We start from the raw sequence: 15,733 nt of genomic DNA, 5'->3' as shown, positions 1-15,733 counted from the left end.
TACCAGCCGGCGTAGTGGCTCGAACTCCGGGCCCGGCCGCATCAGCGCCGCCTGTGCCCGGGTGTTCTCGATGACCGCCTCGGCGACCGGCCGGCGCTCCGTCCCGTAAGTGTCCAGCAGCTGCTCCGGCGCGGTGCCCGCGACGACCATCGCGAGCTTCCAGCCGAGGTTGACCGCGTCCTGCAGGCCGAGGTTGAGGCCCTGGCCGCCGAGCGGCGCGTGCACGTGGGCCGCGTCGCCGGCGAGCAGGAGCCAGCCCCGGCGGTACTCGTCGGCCAGCCGGGTGAAGTCGCTGAACCGGCCGAGGAACGCCGGATCGGCCATCGGCACGTCGTGGCCGAGGATGCGGGACGCGGCGCCTCGCAGGTCGTCGAGGGTTGCCGGGGTGCCGCGTGCGGGCAGCGGCTGGGTGAACTCGTGCGTGAGGATCCGGCTGTGCCCGGCCGGGTTGACGTTGACCAGCGTCCAGCCGGTCGGCCCCTGCGTCCAGCCGCCGGGCACCCGCGCCGGGTCGCCGAGGCGGGGGAGGCCGAGGAGGCCGGCGAACGTCGCCGGGTGGGTGGTGCCGGTGATCCCGGCGGCCTCGCGGACCGTGCTGCGGGCGCCGTCGCAGCCGACGACGTAGGCCGCGGTCAGCTCGCCGTGCTCGGTGGTGACGGTGACGCTTTCGCCGTGGTCACGCACCCCGGTGACCTGGTGCCCGCGCAGGATTTCGACACCGAGCGAACGAGCCTTCGCCTCGAAGAACCGCTCGATGTCCGACTGCGCCCGGCCGACCATCGGCGCGCCCTCGAGCGCGGGCGACTCCAGCGTCAGCACCGGGCGGCCGCCGAAGTGGAACGGGACCTCGACCACGGCGTGCGGGTCGCGCGGCGGCTGCGATGCGGGGAGATGACCCCGGCGCAGGAGCGTTTGCGCGGTCCGCGCGTGCAGGGTGCCCGCTCGGGGTTCGTCGTGCGTTTCGGTCAGCTTCTCGACGACGGTCGTGGGCACGCCGTGCAGGCCGAGCTCGGTGGCCAGCAGCATGCCGACCGGCCCGCCGCCGGCGACGATCACTCCGGGCATCTTCCCTCCCTCGTCACGAGGTCGAAAGGTACGAGGTCGTAATGTCCGTCATTGTAGAGTACGAGGATGGAGCGTGACTTCGTCGACGACGTGCTGGACCAGTGGCGTGGGCAACGCCCGGACCTCGACCCGGCCCCCTTGGCGGTGCTGGCCCGGCTGACGCGCATCGCGCGCCGGGTGACCCGCCGGCTCGACGACACGCTGAAGGACTACGGCGTGCTCCACGCGGACCTGGACATCCTCGCCACGCTGCGGCGCGCGGGGGAGCCGTACGAGCTGTCGCTGGCGGAGATCGCCCGCTGGATGCTGGCCGGCAACAGCACGATGACCAGCCGGCTCGACCGGCTGGTCGCGGCGGGTTTGGCGGACCGGCGGCAGAACCCGGCCAACCGCCGCACGGCGCTGGTCCGCCTCACCCCGGCGGGCCTGGCCCTGGTCGACGAGGCGTTCACCGCCGAGCTGGCCGCCCAGGAAGAGCTGGTCGGCGGCTTGAGCGGGCCGGACCGCCGCGAGCTGGCGGATCTGCTGCGCCGCCTGTGCCGGTCGATGGGCGAGATCCCGGACTGAGCGTCACCAGGTGGGGTGCGTGGTGACCCCGCCGTCGACCACGAGGTCGTGCCCGGTGATCCAGGAAGCCAGCGGGGAGGCCAGGAAGACACACGCGTTGCCGACGTCCTCCGGGGTGCCCAGCCGGCCCAGCGGTGCGGCCCGGCGCCAGCGTCCGGCACCTTCCGGCCAGTCCTGTTCGAGGCCCGGACGGCCGATCAGCCCGGGCGACACGGTGTTGACGCGGATCCCGCGCGGCCCGTACTCCAGCGCGGCGCCACGGGCGTGCATCACCAGAGCCGCTTTCGCCGCGCTGTAGTGGACGTGCCCGGGTGCGGGCTGCCGGGCCTCGATCGACGCGATGTGCGTGACGCTCCCGCCGTCGCCCAGCAGCCGCGCCGCCGCTTGGGTGCAGGAGAACGCGCTGGTCAGGGTCGCATCCAGCATCTCCCGCCAGCGTTCGGCTGTCAGGTCCGCGAGGGCTTCGACCGGCTGGACGCCGGCGTTGTTCACCAGCGCGTCGAGCCGGCCGCCCCACTCCGCGACGGCGTCGAGCAGTGCGTGGCAAGCGCTGTCTTCGGTGAGCTCGGCGGTGAAGGCGCGGGCCCGGCCGCCGGCGGCTTCGATCGCCACGACCACGTCTTCGGCCGCGCCGGGACGGCGGTGGTGCACGGCCACCGCGCTGCCCGCCTCAGCGAACCGCCGCGCGATGCCGCGGCCGATCGTGCCGGAAGCGCCGGTGACGCAGGTGACCGTGCCGGCCAGGTCGGGCAGTCCCGCTGAGGTGCGCACGGGCCGATCGTAGATCCGTCCGGCGCCACGGATGTTTCCCGCATCCGGCACGCCGTACGTTGGGGCATGGCCAAAACCCAGCGCTCGAAGTTCGCCGAGCTCATGCAGACGCAGATCCAGCACGAGTTCACCGCCGCCCAGCAGTACATCGCACTGGCCGTCTGGTTCGACGCACGCGACCTCCCGCGGCTGGCCAAGCGCTTCTACCGGCAGGCGATCGAGGAACGTAACCACGCGCTGGCGATGGTGCGGTACCTGCTCGACCGCGACCAGGCCGTGGTGATCCCTGGCAGTGGCGACGTCCGGAACGACTTCTCGAGTGTGCACGAAGCGATCGAGCTGGCGCTGGACCAGGAACGCACCGTCACCGCCGACATCGAGGCGATGGCGAAGACCGCGCGTGCCGAAGAGGACTACCTCGGGGAGCAGTTCATGGCGTGGTTCCTCAAGGAGCAGGTGGAGGAGGTCGCCCAGATGGCGACGCTGCTCACCGTCGTCGAACGCGCCGGCGGCAACCTGTTCGAGGTCGAGAACCACCTGTACCGCGAGCCGGCCGCGGAGGCCGGCGAAGCTCCCGACATGCCGGCGGTGGCGGGCGGGAAGCTGTAGCCCGGCTACATCAGCGTGGTCAGCCAGATCGCCGGCCACAGCGTCTGGCTCAGGAGCACCGCGAGCAGGCCGAGCCGGACGAGGCGGTTGCGCCGGGTCACGAGGCCCGCGGCGAGCACGAAGAGCCCGAGCAGGATGGCGGCCAGGGCGGCGAGCAGCACCACACCCGTGATGACGGAGAGCAGGGTTTCCAGCCCGGAATCCGGATCGGAAGACTGCTGCTGCGACCAGAACACGAAGTCGGACAGCGCGGAGAACACCGCGGTGACCGCCGCCGAAGCGACCGCCACCGCGGCGGTGCGGGCGAGGCCCCGGCCGGGCGGCTGTGCGACGGCGGGGGAGGGTGAACGCGGCGGGGCGGGCGACTGCGGCGGAGCCGGCCACCGCGGCGAGGCGGGCGGACGGGACGCAGGCGGGGCGACCGGTGGCTGCGGCCGCGAAGCACGCCATTGAGCAACGGACACCCCGGTGCCGATGACCGCGGCGACCGCGCTGACGAGGGCGGCGAGCAGCGAAAGCGTCTCGTTCACCCGTCCAGTATCGGGCGCGCCCGGGAAAACGTTCGATCTACGGCTTTTGTCCCGGTTCCGGTGAGCCGGTGAAACGGCGGAAGCGGCACACCCCCACAACGTGCCGCTTCCGCCGTTCTTTCAGTGGCAGAACGAGACTTCCGGGTACGCCGGCCGGTCGAGCACCGGCTGCGCCTCGCCCCGCAGGTGCTGGTCGAAGAACGCGTTCACGTACGTCCTCGTGATCTCCTGCGTCCGCACCGCGCTGGTCGTGGTGCCGACGTCGACGCCGAGCTCGTCCCCGACCAGCCCGACGTCGGTGAACGACGCGTGCTGCGAACCCGCCACCTCGGCCCAGCGCCGCCAGCCGGTCAGCTGGGCCCAATCCCGTTCCCACGGCTCGTTCCCCGGCGCGCACGCCGTCGGCGCCAGCTGGTGGCTCAGGAACATGAACGGCCGCGAAAGCGGCGCCGTGAGCGCAACCTGCGTGGTGCCGTCGATGTCCATCCCGGCCTTGATCCGGGGGTCGGCGACCATCGTGGGCAGCGTGCTCGCCCCGCCGGCCGAGTGCCCGGCCATGCCGATCCGGGACGCGTCGATCAGCGGACCCCACTGCTTCGAGCGGGTCAGGGAATCCAGCACGAACGACACGTCCACCGCGCGGCCCCGCTCCAGCTTCTCCCAGAACGCGCCGTCGTGCGGCACTTCGCACGACGCACAGCCGGCGAACCGGCCGTCGGGGAAGCTCGTGCCGGCGTTCTCGTACGTGTGGCCGACCACCACCACGGCGTACCCGTGGCTCGCCAGGTCCTCGGCCAGCGCGGAAAGCGTGGCGCGGGGCTTGGTGTAACCGGGTGACAGCACGACCAGCGGCAGCCCGTGCCCGGCCGGCCGGGCGCCGGCCACGGAGTTGGTCACCATGGTCGTGAGCCAGTCCGGCGGCACGGCCAGGCCGCTGCCCGTCAGCAGCGCCGCGGATTCCGCCGCGGTCAGATACGGCGTCTTCGGCCCTTTTTCCGACGCCGCCGGGTAAAAGAGCGTCACCATCAGCTCGCGGTAGGGCACCGACGGCGCCCACGGGTCGGGCCGCGAGGTGTCCTTCAGGTACACCGAAGTGCTGCCCACCGGCCGGTCGCCGGTCGGGGCGGGCAGGTACGGCGTCGACGTCCGGGCGAAGCCGACCTCGGGGTACCGCGGAGACGGCTGGTCCAGCAGTGGTTGGGGTTGGCCGCGGAGGTGCTCGTCGAAGAACGCCCGGACGTACGCCGCGGTGATCGCCTGGCCGCGCGCGGCCGGCGTCGTCGCGCCGAAGTCGAGGCCGAGCTGCTCGCCGACCAGGCCGATGTCGGTGAACGACGGGTGTGCCGTGCCGGCCACCACGAGCCAGCGCTTCCAGCCCTTCAGCTGGTCCCAATCCCGTTGCCAGGTACCGGATTCGGGGCCGGTGCCCGGGGTGTACGTGTCCGCCCGGCCCAGGAAGAGGAACGGCCGGCCGAGCCCGGGCGCGAGCAGCGGGTCGTCGGTCGTGCCGTCGACGTTGATGCCCGCCTTGATCCGCGAATCGGCCACCATCGCGCCGATCGCGCTCGCGCCGCCGACGGAGTGCCCGGCCATGCCGATCCGGGCGGGGTCGATCAGCGACGCCCACCGCGAGTGTGTCAGCGAGTCGAGGACGAACGAGACGTCCGCCGCCCGGCCGCGCTGAAGCTTCTGCCAGAAGGCTTCGTCGTAGCTGCCGCACGCCTCGCAGCCGGTGACCCGCCCGTCGGGGAAGGTCGTGGCCACGTTTTCGTAGGTGTGGTCGACCAGCACCACGGCGTTGCCGTGGCTCGCCAGGTCTTCGGCCAAAGAAGTGAGCTCGGCGCGCGGCCGTTTGAACCCGGGCGACAGGACGATCAGCGGCAGGTTCCGCCCGGCCGGGCGCGCGTCGACCACCGCGTCGGTGCGCACGGTCGTCATGACCGAGGGCGGGATGCCGGTGATGCCGGCCTCGTCGAACACCGCGGCTGCTTCGGCTTGGGTCATGAACTGCTTCTTCGGCCCGTGCGCCGAAGCGGCCGGGTAGAAGAGCGACACCATCAGCTCGCGGTAGGGCACCGAAGCCACCCACGGGTCGGCCCGCGAGGTGTCCTTCAGGTACAGCGAGGTGGTGCCCACCGGCTGCGAGCCGGTCGGCGTGGCCAGGGTGAGCGCCGGTGACGCCGACGCGGCCGGCGTCGCCAGCGTGAACGTCAATGCCGTGACAGCCATGAGAATCGTCTTCTTCATCCGATGAAGGTCACTTCCGGATAGGCGGGTGACGGGTGGGCCAGCAGCGGCTGCGGCCGGCATCGCAGGTGCTGGTCGAAGAAAGCGCTTACATAGGCCCGGGTGATGGCCAGCGCCCGCTCCGCGTTGATGGACGCGCCGATGTCGACCCCCAGCTGGCCGGCGAGCACACCGAGGTCGGTGAACGAGCTGTGCACCGTGCCGGACACCATGAGCCAGCGCTTCCACCCGGTCAGGTGCGTCCAGTCCGTTTCCCAGTCGTCGTACGGCCCCGGCTGGCCGGGAGTGTAGTTGTCCATGCTGCCCAGGAACAGGAACGGCCGGGACAGCCCGGACGCCGGGAGCGGGACGTGGATGCTGCCGTCGATGTCGGCCCCGGCGCGGATGCGGGGGTCGGCCAGCATCGCCTGGGTGGTGGCCGCGCCGCCCGCCGAGTGCCCGGTCATGCCGATGCGCTGCGGGTCGATCAGGCTGCCCCACTTGGCCGAGCGGAGCAGCGAGTCGAGCACGAACGACGTGTCCTTCGAGCGGACCTGCGTGAACTTCTCCCAGAAGCCGGGCTGGTCGTCGACCTCACAGGCGGCGCACCCGGTGACGTGGCCGTCGGGGAAGGTCGTGGCGCGGTTTTCGTAGGTGTGGTCGATCGCCGCCACGGCGTAACCGCGGCTGGCGAGGTCTTCGGCCAGTGCGGTGAGCGTCGCGCGGGGCTGGGTCCAGCCCGGCGACAGCACGACCAGCGGCAGGCCGTGCCACCGCCCGGCCGGTTTTGCGTCGACGACGGCGTTCGTCCGTACGGTGCTCATGACGTCCAGCGGCAGCCCGGGGATGTTCTGCCGTTCGAGGTTGCGCTCGGACTCGAGCGGCGTCATGTACTGCTTCGTCGGGCCGTGACCCGAGGTCGCCGGGTAGAAGACGGAGACCATCAGGTCCCGGTAGGGCACCGACGGCACCCACGGGTCAGGACGTGAAGTGTCCTTGAGGGACAGTGAAGTGACACCGACGGGCTGGTGCCCGGTCGGGCGGGGCAGGTAAGGCGTCGTGGCCGCCGAAGCGGGCGACGCGGTCAGTGTGAGTGTCAATGCGGTGGCTACCGCGAGAGTGCGCATGATTCCCCCAGGAATCGGATCAGGACAGGTGGCGGAGGCGTCGGAAGGAGAACCAGGTGAGCAGGGCGGTCATCGCGAGGAAGAGCGCGAGCTCGAGCCACTGCAGCGGCCAGAACCGCGAGCCGGGCTGGTAGGTCAGGCGCTGCTGGTAGCCGTGCGCGCCCAGCTGGGCCATGCACTGCTCGAGGCTGCCGCGCTCCGGCGGGCCGCCACCCGGCCGCGGCATGCAGTTCTGCACGAAGTCCGGCAGCGGTTCGGCGATGTTCCCGGCCGGGTCGATGGTTTCGTTCGCCAGCACCCAGGCGCCGGGCGGGTTCCGCACGCCGATCTCCTGCACCGTGCCGGTCTCGTCACCGGTGATGTTCGTGATGTCCTCGCCGACGATCGCCACCGTCATCTGCTGCGGCGGCAGCAGGTACGGCCGCACGAAGTTCGGCACCACGAGCAGCACGGCGGCGATCACGACGAGCGTGACGGCCATGGCGGCCACCGTCCGCTTCAGCAGCATGCCGACCGCGACCCCGAGGGCGAGCGCAAAAGCCGCGTACCCGATCGGGACGATGCCGCGCGCGCCGAACACCACCGGCGCGATGCGCGAGAGCATCCCGCGATCGGTCTGCGTCGCCGCGAGCGCGTCGATCGGGCTCGCCCACCACGACACCGCCCAGCCGAGCAGGCCGGCCGCGACCATCGCGGCCAGCAGGCCGAACCCGAGCTTGGTGGCGAGCCACCGCTTGCGGGTGACGGTCTGGTTCCACACGAGGCTGTGCGTGCCGCTCTCCAGCTCACGCGTGATCATCGGGACGCCCCAGAACACGCCGATCACCGCGGGCAGCAGGTAGAGCACCAGGATCGTCCCGCCGAACATGGTGTCCTGGTCGGAGAAGTTCGTGCGCCCGACCAGCTCCGGCCCGGTGATCGCGAGCACCACGCCGATCAGGACCAGCGCGGCGAACACGGACAGCGCGGGCAGGCGGAACTGGCGCCAGGTCAGCCAGGTCATCGGAGGACCTCCAGGGCGGGGCGGACGGTGGTGGGGTTGCTCATGTACTCGAGGACGAGGTCCTCCAGGCCGATCCGCCCGACGGTCCACGCGGGGTCGAGGATCGGCGCTTCGGTGCGGACGAGCACGGTGGTCTGGCGATCGGTGTGCTTCGCGGAGATGACGTGCTGGTCCGACGGCAGCGTCTCGACGTCGCGTCGCGGCCCGGAGAGCCGGTGGTGGGTGTTGAGCAGCTCTTCGACGTCGCCGATCACCCGGACCTCGGACGCCACCAGCACCACGAGGTGGTCGCAGACCCGTTCCAGGTCGTTGACCAGGTGCGAGGACATCACGACGGACAGCCCGTGCTCGGCGACGGACTCCATCAGGTCCTGCAGGAACTCCCGGCGCGCCAACGGGTCCAGCGCGGCGACCGGCTCGTCGAGCAGCAGCAGCTCGGGGCGCTTGGCGATGCCGAGGGTGAGCGCGAGCTGCGCGCGCTGACCGCCGGACAGCTTGCCGGCGGGCTGCTTCGGGTCCAGCCCGAGCCGTTCGACCCGCTTGGTGGCGAGCGAGTCGTCCCACCGCGGGTTGAGGTGCGCGCCGAGCCGCAGGTGCTCTTCGATGGTCAGCCCGGTGTAGACGGGTGTGCTCTGGGCGACGTAGCCGACCTTGGCCAGCTGCTCCGGGCCGCTGCCCGGCACCCCGCCGCACACCTCGATCGAGCCGGTCGTCGGCTCCAGCATGCCGGACGCGATGTTCAGCAGGGTGGACTTGCCGGCGCCGTTGGGGCCGACGAGCCCGGTGACGTGGCCGGCCTCGATCTCGAGCGTGCAGCCGGTCAGCGCCCAGTTGCGCTTGTACTTCTTGCCCAGTCCCTGGGCACGCAGGACGGTCACACTATGTCCTCTCTGGCGGAGTCGCGAAACGTGGACATCAACAAGGCCTCGATGCTCTCTTCGTCGAGACCGGCCTTACGGGCCTTCGCCAGCCAACGGCGCAGGTCCTGGCGCAGCGGGCCGAGCAGCGCGAACGACGCGCCACCGTTCAGCGTCGCCGTCACGAACGTGCCGACACCGGGCCGGGCCGAGACGAGCCCGTCGTGCTCCAGCTCGCGGTAGGCCTTCAGCACGGTGTTCGGGTTGATCGCGAGGCCGGCGACCACGTCCTTCACCTTCGGGAGCTGGTCCCCTTCGTTCAGCAGGCCGAGGCGCAGCGCGTGCCGCACCTGCTGGACCAGCTGCTGGTACGGCGACAGGCCGGACCTCGCGTCCAGGTTGAACTCGATCATCGGCAACTCCATTTAACTAGGTGCCTAGCACTATAGCTAAACGGTACAGGTCGGCGCCAGTGCGAGTTCCGCCCTCCGTCGATGGGGCGCGGCCCGGTCCGCAGATCTTTTTCCGGGCCCGCGCTCAACCTCCCCACCCCCTCGGCCGTCTGTGGAGGTGATCGTTTCCCATCTGCGAAAGGGTTCTTCGTGCGTCGTTTTCCTGGGGGAGGCATCGTGCGCGGCGTGGTCGTCGCGCTCGGCGTCTCGATGGCCATCGCCGCGGCTCCGTCCGTGGCGTCCGCGTCGGTCGACAGCGTCGCGACACCGCAGCTGAGCTGGACCGGCTGTGAAGACGGCTTCCAGTGCACCACCGCCTCGGTGCCACTGGACTACGACCGGCCGTCCGGCGCGAAGATCGACCTCGCGCTCATCAAGCTGCCGGCCACCGATCCCGCCCACAAGATCGGCACGCTGTTCGTCAACTTCGGCGGCCCGGGCGCGTCCGGCCTGCAGCGGCTGCGTGAGCGCGGAAAGTGGCCGTGGCTGTTCTCGGACGGGCTGCGCGCGCGGTTCGACGTCGTGTCGTGGGATCCGCGCGGGATCGGGCACAGCACCGCGGTCCGGTGCTTCGGCTCGCTGGCCGAGCAGGAGTCGTTCTTCGGCTCGTTCCCGGAGATGCCCGGCGACCCGAGCGGCAACGCGGCCTTCTACGCGAAGTCGAAGGAGCTCGCGGACCGGTGCTCGGCGCAGGCCGGCCCGATCCTCGAACACGTCTCGACGGCCGACACCGCGCGGGACCTCGAGCTGCTGCGCCGCGCGGTCGGTGACAAGAAGCTGACCTACCACGGCATTTCCTACGGGACGCAGCTCGGCGCGACGTACGCGAACCTGTTCCCGGACCGGATCCGCGCCATGGTGTTCGACGGCACGATGGACTTCATCGGCAACGCCACCGGCCACGACGGCAGCGGCAAGAGCGTCCCGCTGGACACCCGCCAGGACGTCGCGACCGGCATTTCGCAGACGTTCGACCAGTTCTTGCGCCTTTGCACGGAAGCCGGACCGAAGTGCGCGTTCTCCTCGGGCGACCCCAAGGCGAAGTGGGCTTCGATCACGGCGCGGGCGAAGCAGGCCCCGATCAGCGTGGACGGCGAAACGTGGACGTACTCCGGGATCATCAACGCGGCGGCGGACCTGTCCGACTCGCGGGGCTGGCCGGACATCGCTTCGCTGCTGCAGCGGCTGTACGACGCCCCCGCCACGGTGTCCGCGTTCAAGGCGGGCGAACCGTACACGTCCAACCGCACCGAAGCCTTCAACGCGATCCAGTGCAGTGACAGCGATGTGCCGACCGACCCGGCGATCTACAGCCGGTACGCGGAGTCGGAGGACCAGCGGGTCCCGTACTTCGGCCGGATCGCGGTGCTGGACATGATGAGCTGCGCGTTCTGGAAGGCGAAGGCCACAGACCGGTACACCGGCCCGTGGAACCGCCCGACGTCGGCGGAGATCCTGGTGCTGAACAACCGCTACGACCCGTCGACGCCGCTGGCCGGCGCCCGGGACGGCGCCGCGGAACTGGCGCGCGCCCGGGTGTTCGTGACCGAGGGCTACGGGCACTCGTCGATGTACGTGCCGAGCACGTGCACCGAGCAGGTCAAGCGGGACTACCTGGTTTCGGGGACCTTCCCGGCCGCGGGCAAGACCTGCGCGATCGACGCGAGCCCGTTCGCGGGGTGAGCGTGGCGGGCCTCGCCGCCGGCGGGGCCCGCCGCACCACCGGCGACAAAGGCGTCGCGCGGGTGCTGCACCGAAGCCAGCGAAAGGATGTCGCGGCCGAAGAGCGCCGCGGTCAGCCACACCGCGAGGACCCGGACCTTGCGTTCCCAGCTGGGCACGGCCAGCACGTGGTAACCGCGGTGCATGAGCCACGCCGGCAGGCCGGTGACGACCAGCCGCCGGTACTGGAAGATGCCGCGGCCGAGACCCAGGGTCGCGATGGCGCCCAGGCTGTGGTGCGCGTACGGCTTCGGCTCCCGGACGCGCAGGGTCGCGATGATGTTGCGGGCCAAGAGTTTTCCCTGCCGGTAGGCGTGCTGGGCGTTGGGCACCGTGCGCGCGCCCGGGACCGGCGAGGCGAGGTCGGGCACCGCGGCGTCGTCGCCGGCCGCCCAGGCGTCGGGCACGGGCTCTTCGTCGGTGCCGACACGCAGGTCCGGCCGCACGACGACCAGCCCGCGGCGGTCCACCGGGAGGTCGGTGTGCCGCCCGATGACCGGGTTGGCGCCGTTGCCCGCGGTCCAGACGATCAGCTCCGAGTCGAACTCCTCACCGGTCGAGAGCGTCACGTGCCCGCCGGCGGCCGAGGTAACCAGTGTGTCGAGGTGGACGTGTGCGCCTCGCCGTTCCAGCTCCCGTACGACCCAGCGGCCCGGGCGGTCGGTGACCTCGGGCAGGATGCGGCCCGACGCCTCGACGAGGTGGAACCGCAGCTCGTCGCGGTGCAGCTCGGGGTAGCGCTTGAGCAGCGCCGTCGCCAGCGACAGCAGCTCGCCGAAGCCCTCGACCCCCGAGAAGCCGCCGCCGACGAAGGTGACCGTGAGCAGCTTCTTCCGCCGCGGGCCGGCGGGGAGCGTCGCGGCGCGGTCGAACGCGGTGAGCAGGCGGTCCCGGATCGCGACGGCCTCTTCGACGTGCTTGAGGCCGATCGCCTGCTCGGCGATCCCCGGCACGGGCAGCGTCCGGGTCACCGCGCCCGCGGTGACGACGATCAGCTCGTAGCCGAGCTCGAAGGTCTCACCGTCGGTGGGCCGCACGGTGACGACGCGGTGCGCGTGGTTGATGGCGGTCACCGTCCCGGCGACGATCCGCGTCCGGCGCAGGTGCCGCCGCAGCGACACCGCGGCGTGCCGGGCTTCGACCGCGCCGGCCACGACTTCGGGCAGGAACGGCTGGTAGGTCAGGTAGGGGCGGGGGTCGACGAGGGTGACCCGGGCCTCACCGGGACGCAGCTTCTTCTCGAGCTTCCACGCGGCGTAGAAGCCGGCGTAACCACCACCGACGATCAGGATCTCGCGCATGCTGTCCTCTTTTCTCGCGTCACCCCCTGGACGAGTCGGCATTCGCGGCCGTGACGGCGGCGGGCGGTGCCGTCGGTCACAGCGGCCGAGGACGAAGTGAAAGTGGCCCGGCCGGCGGTTAGGGGTCGCCGACCGGGCCTTTGCGAGCCGCCGCGAAGGTGCCCCTTCCCGTCGGCGAGACGTCCACGCCGACGGTCCGTGACCGGTTGAACCCCGGGCGGAATCGCACTCGAAAGCACCAACGCCCCGGTGGGGTGAGGCCGCTTGACAGCGGGGCTTCCCGTCTCGCAGTATGCGAACAAGTGTTCGATGATTGGTTCGAGGTTCGCCGGTGTCTCCGGTACGAGTACGTGGTGCTGGAGGTGGGCGGCGATGGCGGTGCCGGAGGTTTTGGCCGGTCTGACGGCGATCCCGGGGCTGAGCACGGCCGCGCAACTGGGCGGCCCGCACCCGGAAGCCGCACCGGATCGGCTGCTGAGGGTGCACCCGGCCTTGTCCCACCTCCTCCCCGGCGGCGGCCTGCGCCGGGGGACCACGGTGGCGGTGCGCGGAGCGACGTCCCTGGTGCTGGCCCTGCTGGCGGCGGCCACTCACGACGGCTCCTGGGCAGCGGTGACCGGCCTCCCGGAGCTGGGCCTGGCCGCGGCGGCGGAGCTGGGCGTCGACCTGGAGCGGATCGCCCTAGTGCCCCACCCGGGCGCGGAACTGGCGGGCGTGGTGTCGGCCCTGGTGGACGGATTCGACCTGGTGGTCCTCGGCCCGGCGCTGGTCGGCGGGGTGCAACCGCAGTTGGCTCGCCGGCTGGCGGGCCGGGTCCGCAACCGGGGAGCGGTCTTGCTGGCGGTGGGGACGTGGCCGGGCGCGGACCTGGAGCTGCGGGTTTCGGGACGCCGTTGGAATGGTGTGACGCCGGACGGGTACGGGCATCTGCGGAGCCGTGAGCTGGTGGCAACCAGCCGCGGCCGCGGTGCGGCGGTGCGGCCGCTGTCGGTGGCATTGCAGCTGCCGGGGCCGGGTGGCGGGGTGGCCGGGCCTGCCACGGAGCGGCGGCTGGCCGGGGTGGCGGGGTGAGCGGGCGGCCGTGGCCGCCGGTGTCGGGGGCTGTGGCCGCTGGGATTTTCGCGCTGTTTGCGGGGCAGGCCGAGGTAGCCGTCGTACACCGGTTGTGCGCGCTGTTCGTGGAGCGGAACGACGTTGCCGAGATGTCATGCCGATCGTTCGCGCCTGCCGCGCGACTTGCCGAGATCGCCGGGGTGAGCAACGCACCTCGGCTGCCGACCATCCGGTGGGCCGGGGCCACGGCGTGACCGGTGCACCACGGTTGCTGGTGCTGTGGTGCCCCGACTGGCCGGTCGTCGCCGCCGGGGCCGCCGCCGGGATCTCACCGCGAGTGCCCGCCGCCGTTTTCTCCGCCAACCGTGTTGTTGCCTGCTCCGCCGCCGCGCGGGGGAGTGGGGTCGGGCGGGGCATGCGGCGGCGGGATGCCCAGTCACGCTGTGCCGGGCTTGTTGTGCACCAGCACGATCCGGACCGCGACGCCCGGCTCTTCGAACCCGTTGCCGCCGCCGTCGAGGCTCAAGCCGTCGGGGTCGAAGTGGTGCGGCCCGGCATCGTCGCTGTCCCCGTCGACGGGGCGGCCGGGTACTTCGGTGGCGAAGAAGCCCTTGCCGAGCTGCTTCTCGACGAAGTCGGCGCCCGGGCCGGCGTCGAGTGTCAGGTCGGGATCGCCGACGGGCTGTTCGCCGCGACTCTCGCCGCCCGTCGTGCGGTTCTTGTGCCCCGCTGCGGGACAAAAGAGTTCCTGGCGCCGCTGCCGATCGCCGAGCTGAACCAGCCGGGGGACGACCGCGGTGAGCTCGTCGGGCTGCTGCAGCGCCTCGGCCTGCGCACCCTCGGCGCCTTCGCCGCCCTTGCCGAAAGTGACGTCGCGGGCCGCTTCCCGAGCGACGCCATCACCGCCCACCGCCTTGCCCGCGGCCTTTCCGAACGGCCACCCGTGCGCCGCGCGCTCCCGCCGGACCTGACCGTCACCGAAGACTTCGAGTACCCGCTGGCGCGAGTCGACGAAGCCGCGTTCGTCGCAAAAACCCTCGGCGAACGGTTCTTCGCGGGCCTCGCGCGGCACGGGCTCGCCTGCACCCGGCTCACGATCACCGCCCTCACCGAAGCCGGCGAAGAACGCGTCCGCGTCTGGCGCTGCGCCGAACCGCTCACCGCGCGCACAACGGCGGACCGCGTGCGCTGGCAGTGCGAAGGCTGGCTCACCGCCCGCAACGGCGAGCGGCCCAGCGCCGGGATCGTCCGGCTGCGCCTCGACCCCGAGGAGGTCGTCGGCGGACAGGCACTGCAGCTGCAGCTCGGCTCGATGGGCCGGGACGCCGACGCCGCCGAGCGTGCCGGCCGCGCCCTGGTGCGGATCCAGGGCCTGCTCGGCCCGGACTCCGTGGTCACCCCGCTGCTCGACGGCGGCCGCGGCCCGGCCGAACGGGTCCGGCTCGTCCCGTGGGGCGAACCCCGCCGTGCGCTGACCGAAGACCGGCCGTGGCCGGGCCGGCTGCCCGCGCCGTCCCCCTCCTTCGTGCCACCCCGGCCACCCGTGGCGGTGGTGCTCGACGCCGTCGGTGACGTCGTCCGCTGCACCGAGCGCGGTGAGCTCGGCTACCCGCCGGCCACGGTCGCGGTGGACGGCGGCCCGGCGCGGCGCGTCCTCGGCGCGGCCGGCCCGTGGATCGTCCGGGCGGAGCGGCCCCTCGTGCGCATCCAGGTGGTGCTGGAGGGCGCCGAGGACGACATCGCGCTGCTGCTCAAGGCCGACGTCGGCGACGATCCACAGTGGAGGGTGGAAGGCGTTTACGACTAACGGGCGAGGCGGTCCTCGGCCACCGCCGGCTCGACCTGCTCGCGGAGGATGTCGCCGTGCCCGGCGTGCCGCGCGAAGTCCTCGATCGCGAGCAGGTAGATGAACCGCAGGTTGACGTAGCCGACACGCGGGTGCTTCCGCGTCTCGTCGAGGTCGAAGCCGGCGGCGATCTCGCGGGAACGCGCACTGGCGCGCTCGAATTCGGCGATCACGTCGGCCAGCTTCTCGTTGTCGTCCACCACAAAACTGGCGTCACCCGCGATTGTCCCGCCGTCACACGCGCCCTCGGGCAGGCCCGCCAGGACGTGCTGGAACCAGATCCGTTCGGCGACGGCGGCGTGCTTGAGCAGCCCGATCGGCGTGGTCGGCGACGCGACGAGCCGGCGGCGTGCGTCCTCTTCGGACAGTCCGCGCACGGTGGTGACCAGCTCGGCCCGGTTGCGGTCGAGCATGTGCTCGAGCAGCCGGCGTTCGGTGCCGGTGGTGATGCGGGGTATCGACCAGGCCATCGTCGGCTCGATTCTCTCGGTGGGGTCGTCGGCAGCGGGCGCGCAGGAGCTGGTGCACGAAGTGCGGCTGACGGGGGTGATTCGCAAGATCTGCGCGGCGGGTCCGGAATCTCACGGACCTGCCCGGCACGCAG

General features: G+C 71.9%; 15 protein-coding genes. 5 read left to right on the top strand and 10 right to left on the bottom strand.

All coding sequences use genetic code 11. The features are described from left to right. Nucleotides 1–1,065, bottom strand: a 1,065-nt coding sequence (locus ACIA5G_RS20095; protein WP_395925219.1) for an FAD-dependent monooxygenase, incomplete at its 3' end; no start/stop codon positions are given. A 66-nt stretch (nt 1,066–1,131) separates the two neighbouring features. Between ACIA5G_RS20095 and ACIA5G_RS20090 the strand changes: the two genes are divergently transcribed. Beyond that, nucleotides 1,132–1,632 carry a MarR family winged helix-turn-helix transcriptional regulator gene (locus tag ACIA5G_RS20090; RefSeq protein ID WP_395925217.1) on the top strand — a complete coding sequence of 167 codons (501 nt, stop codon included), beginning with the start codon at nt 1,132–1,134 and terminating at the stop codon, nt 1,630–1,632. A gap of 3 nt (nt 1,633–1,635) precedes the next feature. On the opposite strand, the gene ACIA5G_RS20085 is transcribed toward ACIA5G_RS20090, so the two are convergent. After that, a complete protein-coding gene (locus ACIA5G_RS20085; RefSeq protein ID WP_395926459.1) occupies nt 1,636–2,385 on the bottom strand; it encodes an SDR family NAD(P)-dependent oxidoreductase in 750 nt (249 codons plus the stop codon). Between the two features lie 84 nt (nt 2,386–2,469). Here ACIA5G_RS20085 and ACIA5G_RS20080 point away from each other — a divergent pair, with 84 nt between their 5' ends. Next, complete coding sequence (locus ACIA5G_RS20080; protein WP_395925215.1) at nt 2,470–3,012, top strand: ferritin; 543 nt, start codon at nt 2,470–2,472, stop codon at nt 3,010–3,012. A gap of 5 nt (nt 3,013–3,017) precedes the next feature. Here ACIA5G_RS20080 and ACIA5G_RS20075 read toward each other — a convergent pair whose 3' ends face one another. The 6 genes from ACIA5G_RS20075 to ACIA5G_RS20050 all read right to left on the bottom strand — a co-directional run bounded on the left by ACIA5G_RS20075 (nt 3,018) and on the right by ACIA5G_RS20050 (nt 9,168). Beyond that, nucleotides 3,018–3,542, bottom strand: coding sequence for a hypothetical protein (locus ACIA5G_RS20075; protein ID WP_395925213.1), 525 nt, complete (start codon nt 3,540–3,542; stop codon nt 3,018–3,020). A 120-nt stretch (nt 3,543–3,662) separates the two neighbouring features. Next, a complete protein-coding gene (locus tag ACIA5G_RS20070; protein ID WP_395925211.1) occupies nt 3,663–5,789 on the bottom strand; it encodes an alpha/beta hydrolase family protein in 2,127 nt (708 codons plus the stop codon). Next, entirely contained in the window at nt 5,786–6,895 is a 1,110-nt protein-coding gene (locus ACIA5G_RS20065) for an alpha/beta hydrolase family protein (protein WP_395925209.1), read from the bottom strand. The genes ACIA5G_RS20070 and ACIA5G_RS20065 overlap by 4 nt, the downstream gene beginning before the upstream one ends. A gap of 19 nt (nt 6,896–6,914) precedes the next feature. Next, nucleotides 6,915–7,898: a transporter gene (locus ACIA5G_RS20060; RefSeq protein ID WP_395925207.1), complete on the bottom strand. Its 984-nt coding sequence runs from the start codon at nt 7,896–7,898 to the stop codon at nt 6,915–6,917. Beyond that, on the bottom strand, nt 7,895–8,776 hold the full coding sequence (locus ACIA5G_RS20055) for an ABC transporter ATP-binding protein (RefSeq protein ID WP_395925205.1): 882 nt from the start codon (nt 8,774–8,776) through the stop codon (nt 7,895–7,897). The genes ACIA5G_RS20060 and ACIA5G_RS20055 overlap by 4 nt, the downstream gene beginning before the upstream one ends. Next, nucleotides 8,773–9,168 carry a GntR family transcriptional regulator gene (locus ACIA5G_RS20050; protein ID WP_395925203.1) on the bottom strand — a complete coding sequence of 132 codons (396 nt, stop codon included), beginning with the start codon at nt 9,166–9,168 and terminating at the stop codon, nt 8,773–8,775. The genes ACIA5G_RS20055 and ACIA5G_RS20050 overlap by 4 nt, the downstream gene beginning before the upstream one ends. A gap of 216 nt (nt 9,169–9,384) precedes the next feature. Here ACIA5G_RS20050 and ACIA5G_RS20045 point away from each other — a divergent pair, with 216 nt between their 5' ends. Beyond that, complete coding sequence (locus tag ACIA5G_RS20045) at nt 9,385–10,890, top strand: alpha/beta hydrolase (RefSeq protein WP_395925201.1); 1,506 nt, start codon at nt 9,385–9,387, stop codon at nt 10,888–10,890. Here ACIA5G_RS20045 and ACIA5G_RS20040 read toward each other — a convergent pair. Then, the gene (locus tag ACIA5G_RS20040) at nt 10,818–12,230 is read right to left on the bottom strand and encodes an NAD(P)/FAD-dependent oxidoreductase (protein ID WP_395925199.1); all 1,413 of its coding nucleotides are present in this window, start codon (nt 12,228–12,230) and stop codon (nt 10,818–10,820) included. The two genes, ACIA5G_RS20045 and ACIA5G_RS20040, sit on opposite strands and share 73 nt — an antisense overlap. Nucleotides 12,231–12,602: 372 nt before the next feature. Between ACIA5G_RS20040 and ACIA5G_RS20035 the strand changes: the two genes are divergently transcribed. Continuing rightward, nucleotides 12,603–13,301, top strand: a complete 699-nt coding sequence (locus tag ACIA5G_RS20035; RefSeq protein WP_395925197.1) for a hypothetical protein — start codon at nt 12,603–12,605, stop codon at nt 13,299–13,301. 232 nt (nt 13,302–13,533) lie between these two features. After that, entirely contained in the window at nt 13,534–15,090 is a 1,557-nt protein-coding gene (locus tag ACIA5G_RS20030) for a DNA polymerase Y family protein (RefSeq protein WP_395925195.1), read from the top strand. Here the strand turns inward: ACIA5G_RS20030 and ACIA5G_RS20025 are convergent. Further along, complete coding sequence (locus tag ACIA5G_RS20025) at nt 15,087–15,599, bottom strand: DinB family protein (RefSeq protein ID WP_395925193.1); 513 nt, start codon at nt 15,597–15,599, stop codon at nt 15,087–15,089. The genes ACIA5G_RS20030 and ACIA5G_RS20025 overlap by 4 nt on opposite strands. Between the last annotated feature and the right edge of the window lie 134 nt (nt 15,600–15,733).

This window comes from Amycolatopsis sp. NPDC051758 (assembly GCF_044453095.1).
Lineage (GTDB): Bacteria > Actinomycetota > Actinomycetes > Mycobacteriales > Pseudonocardiaceae > Amycolatopsis.
The sequence above is the reverse complement of the archived record's forward strand: the minus strand, read 5'-3'. Positions and strand labels throughout refer to the sequence as shown.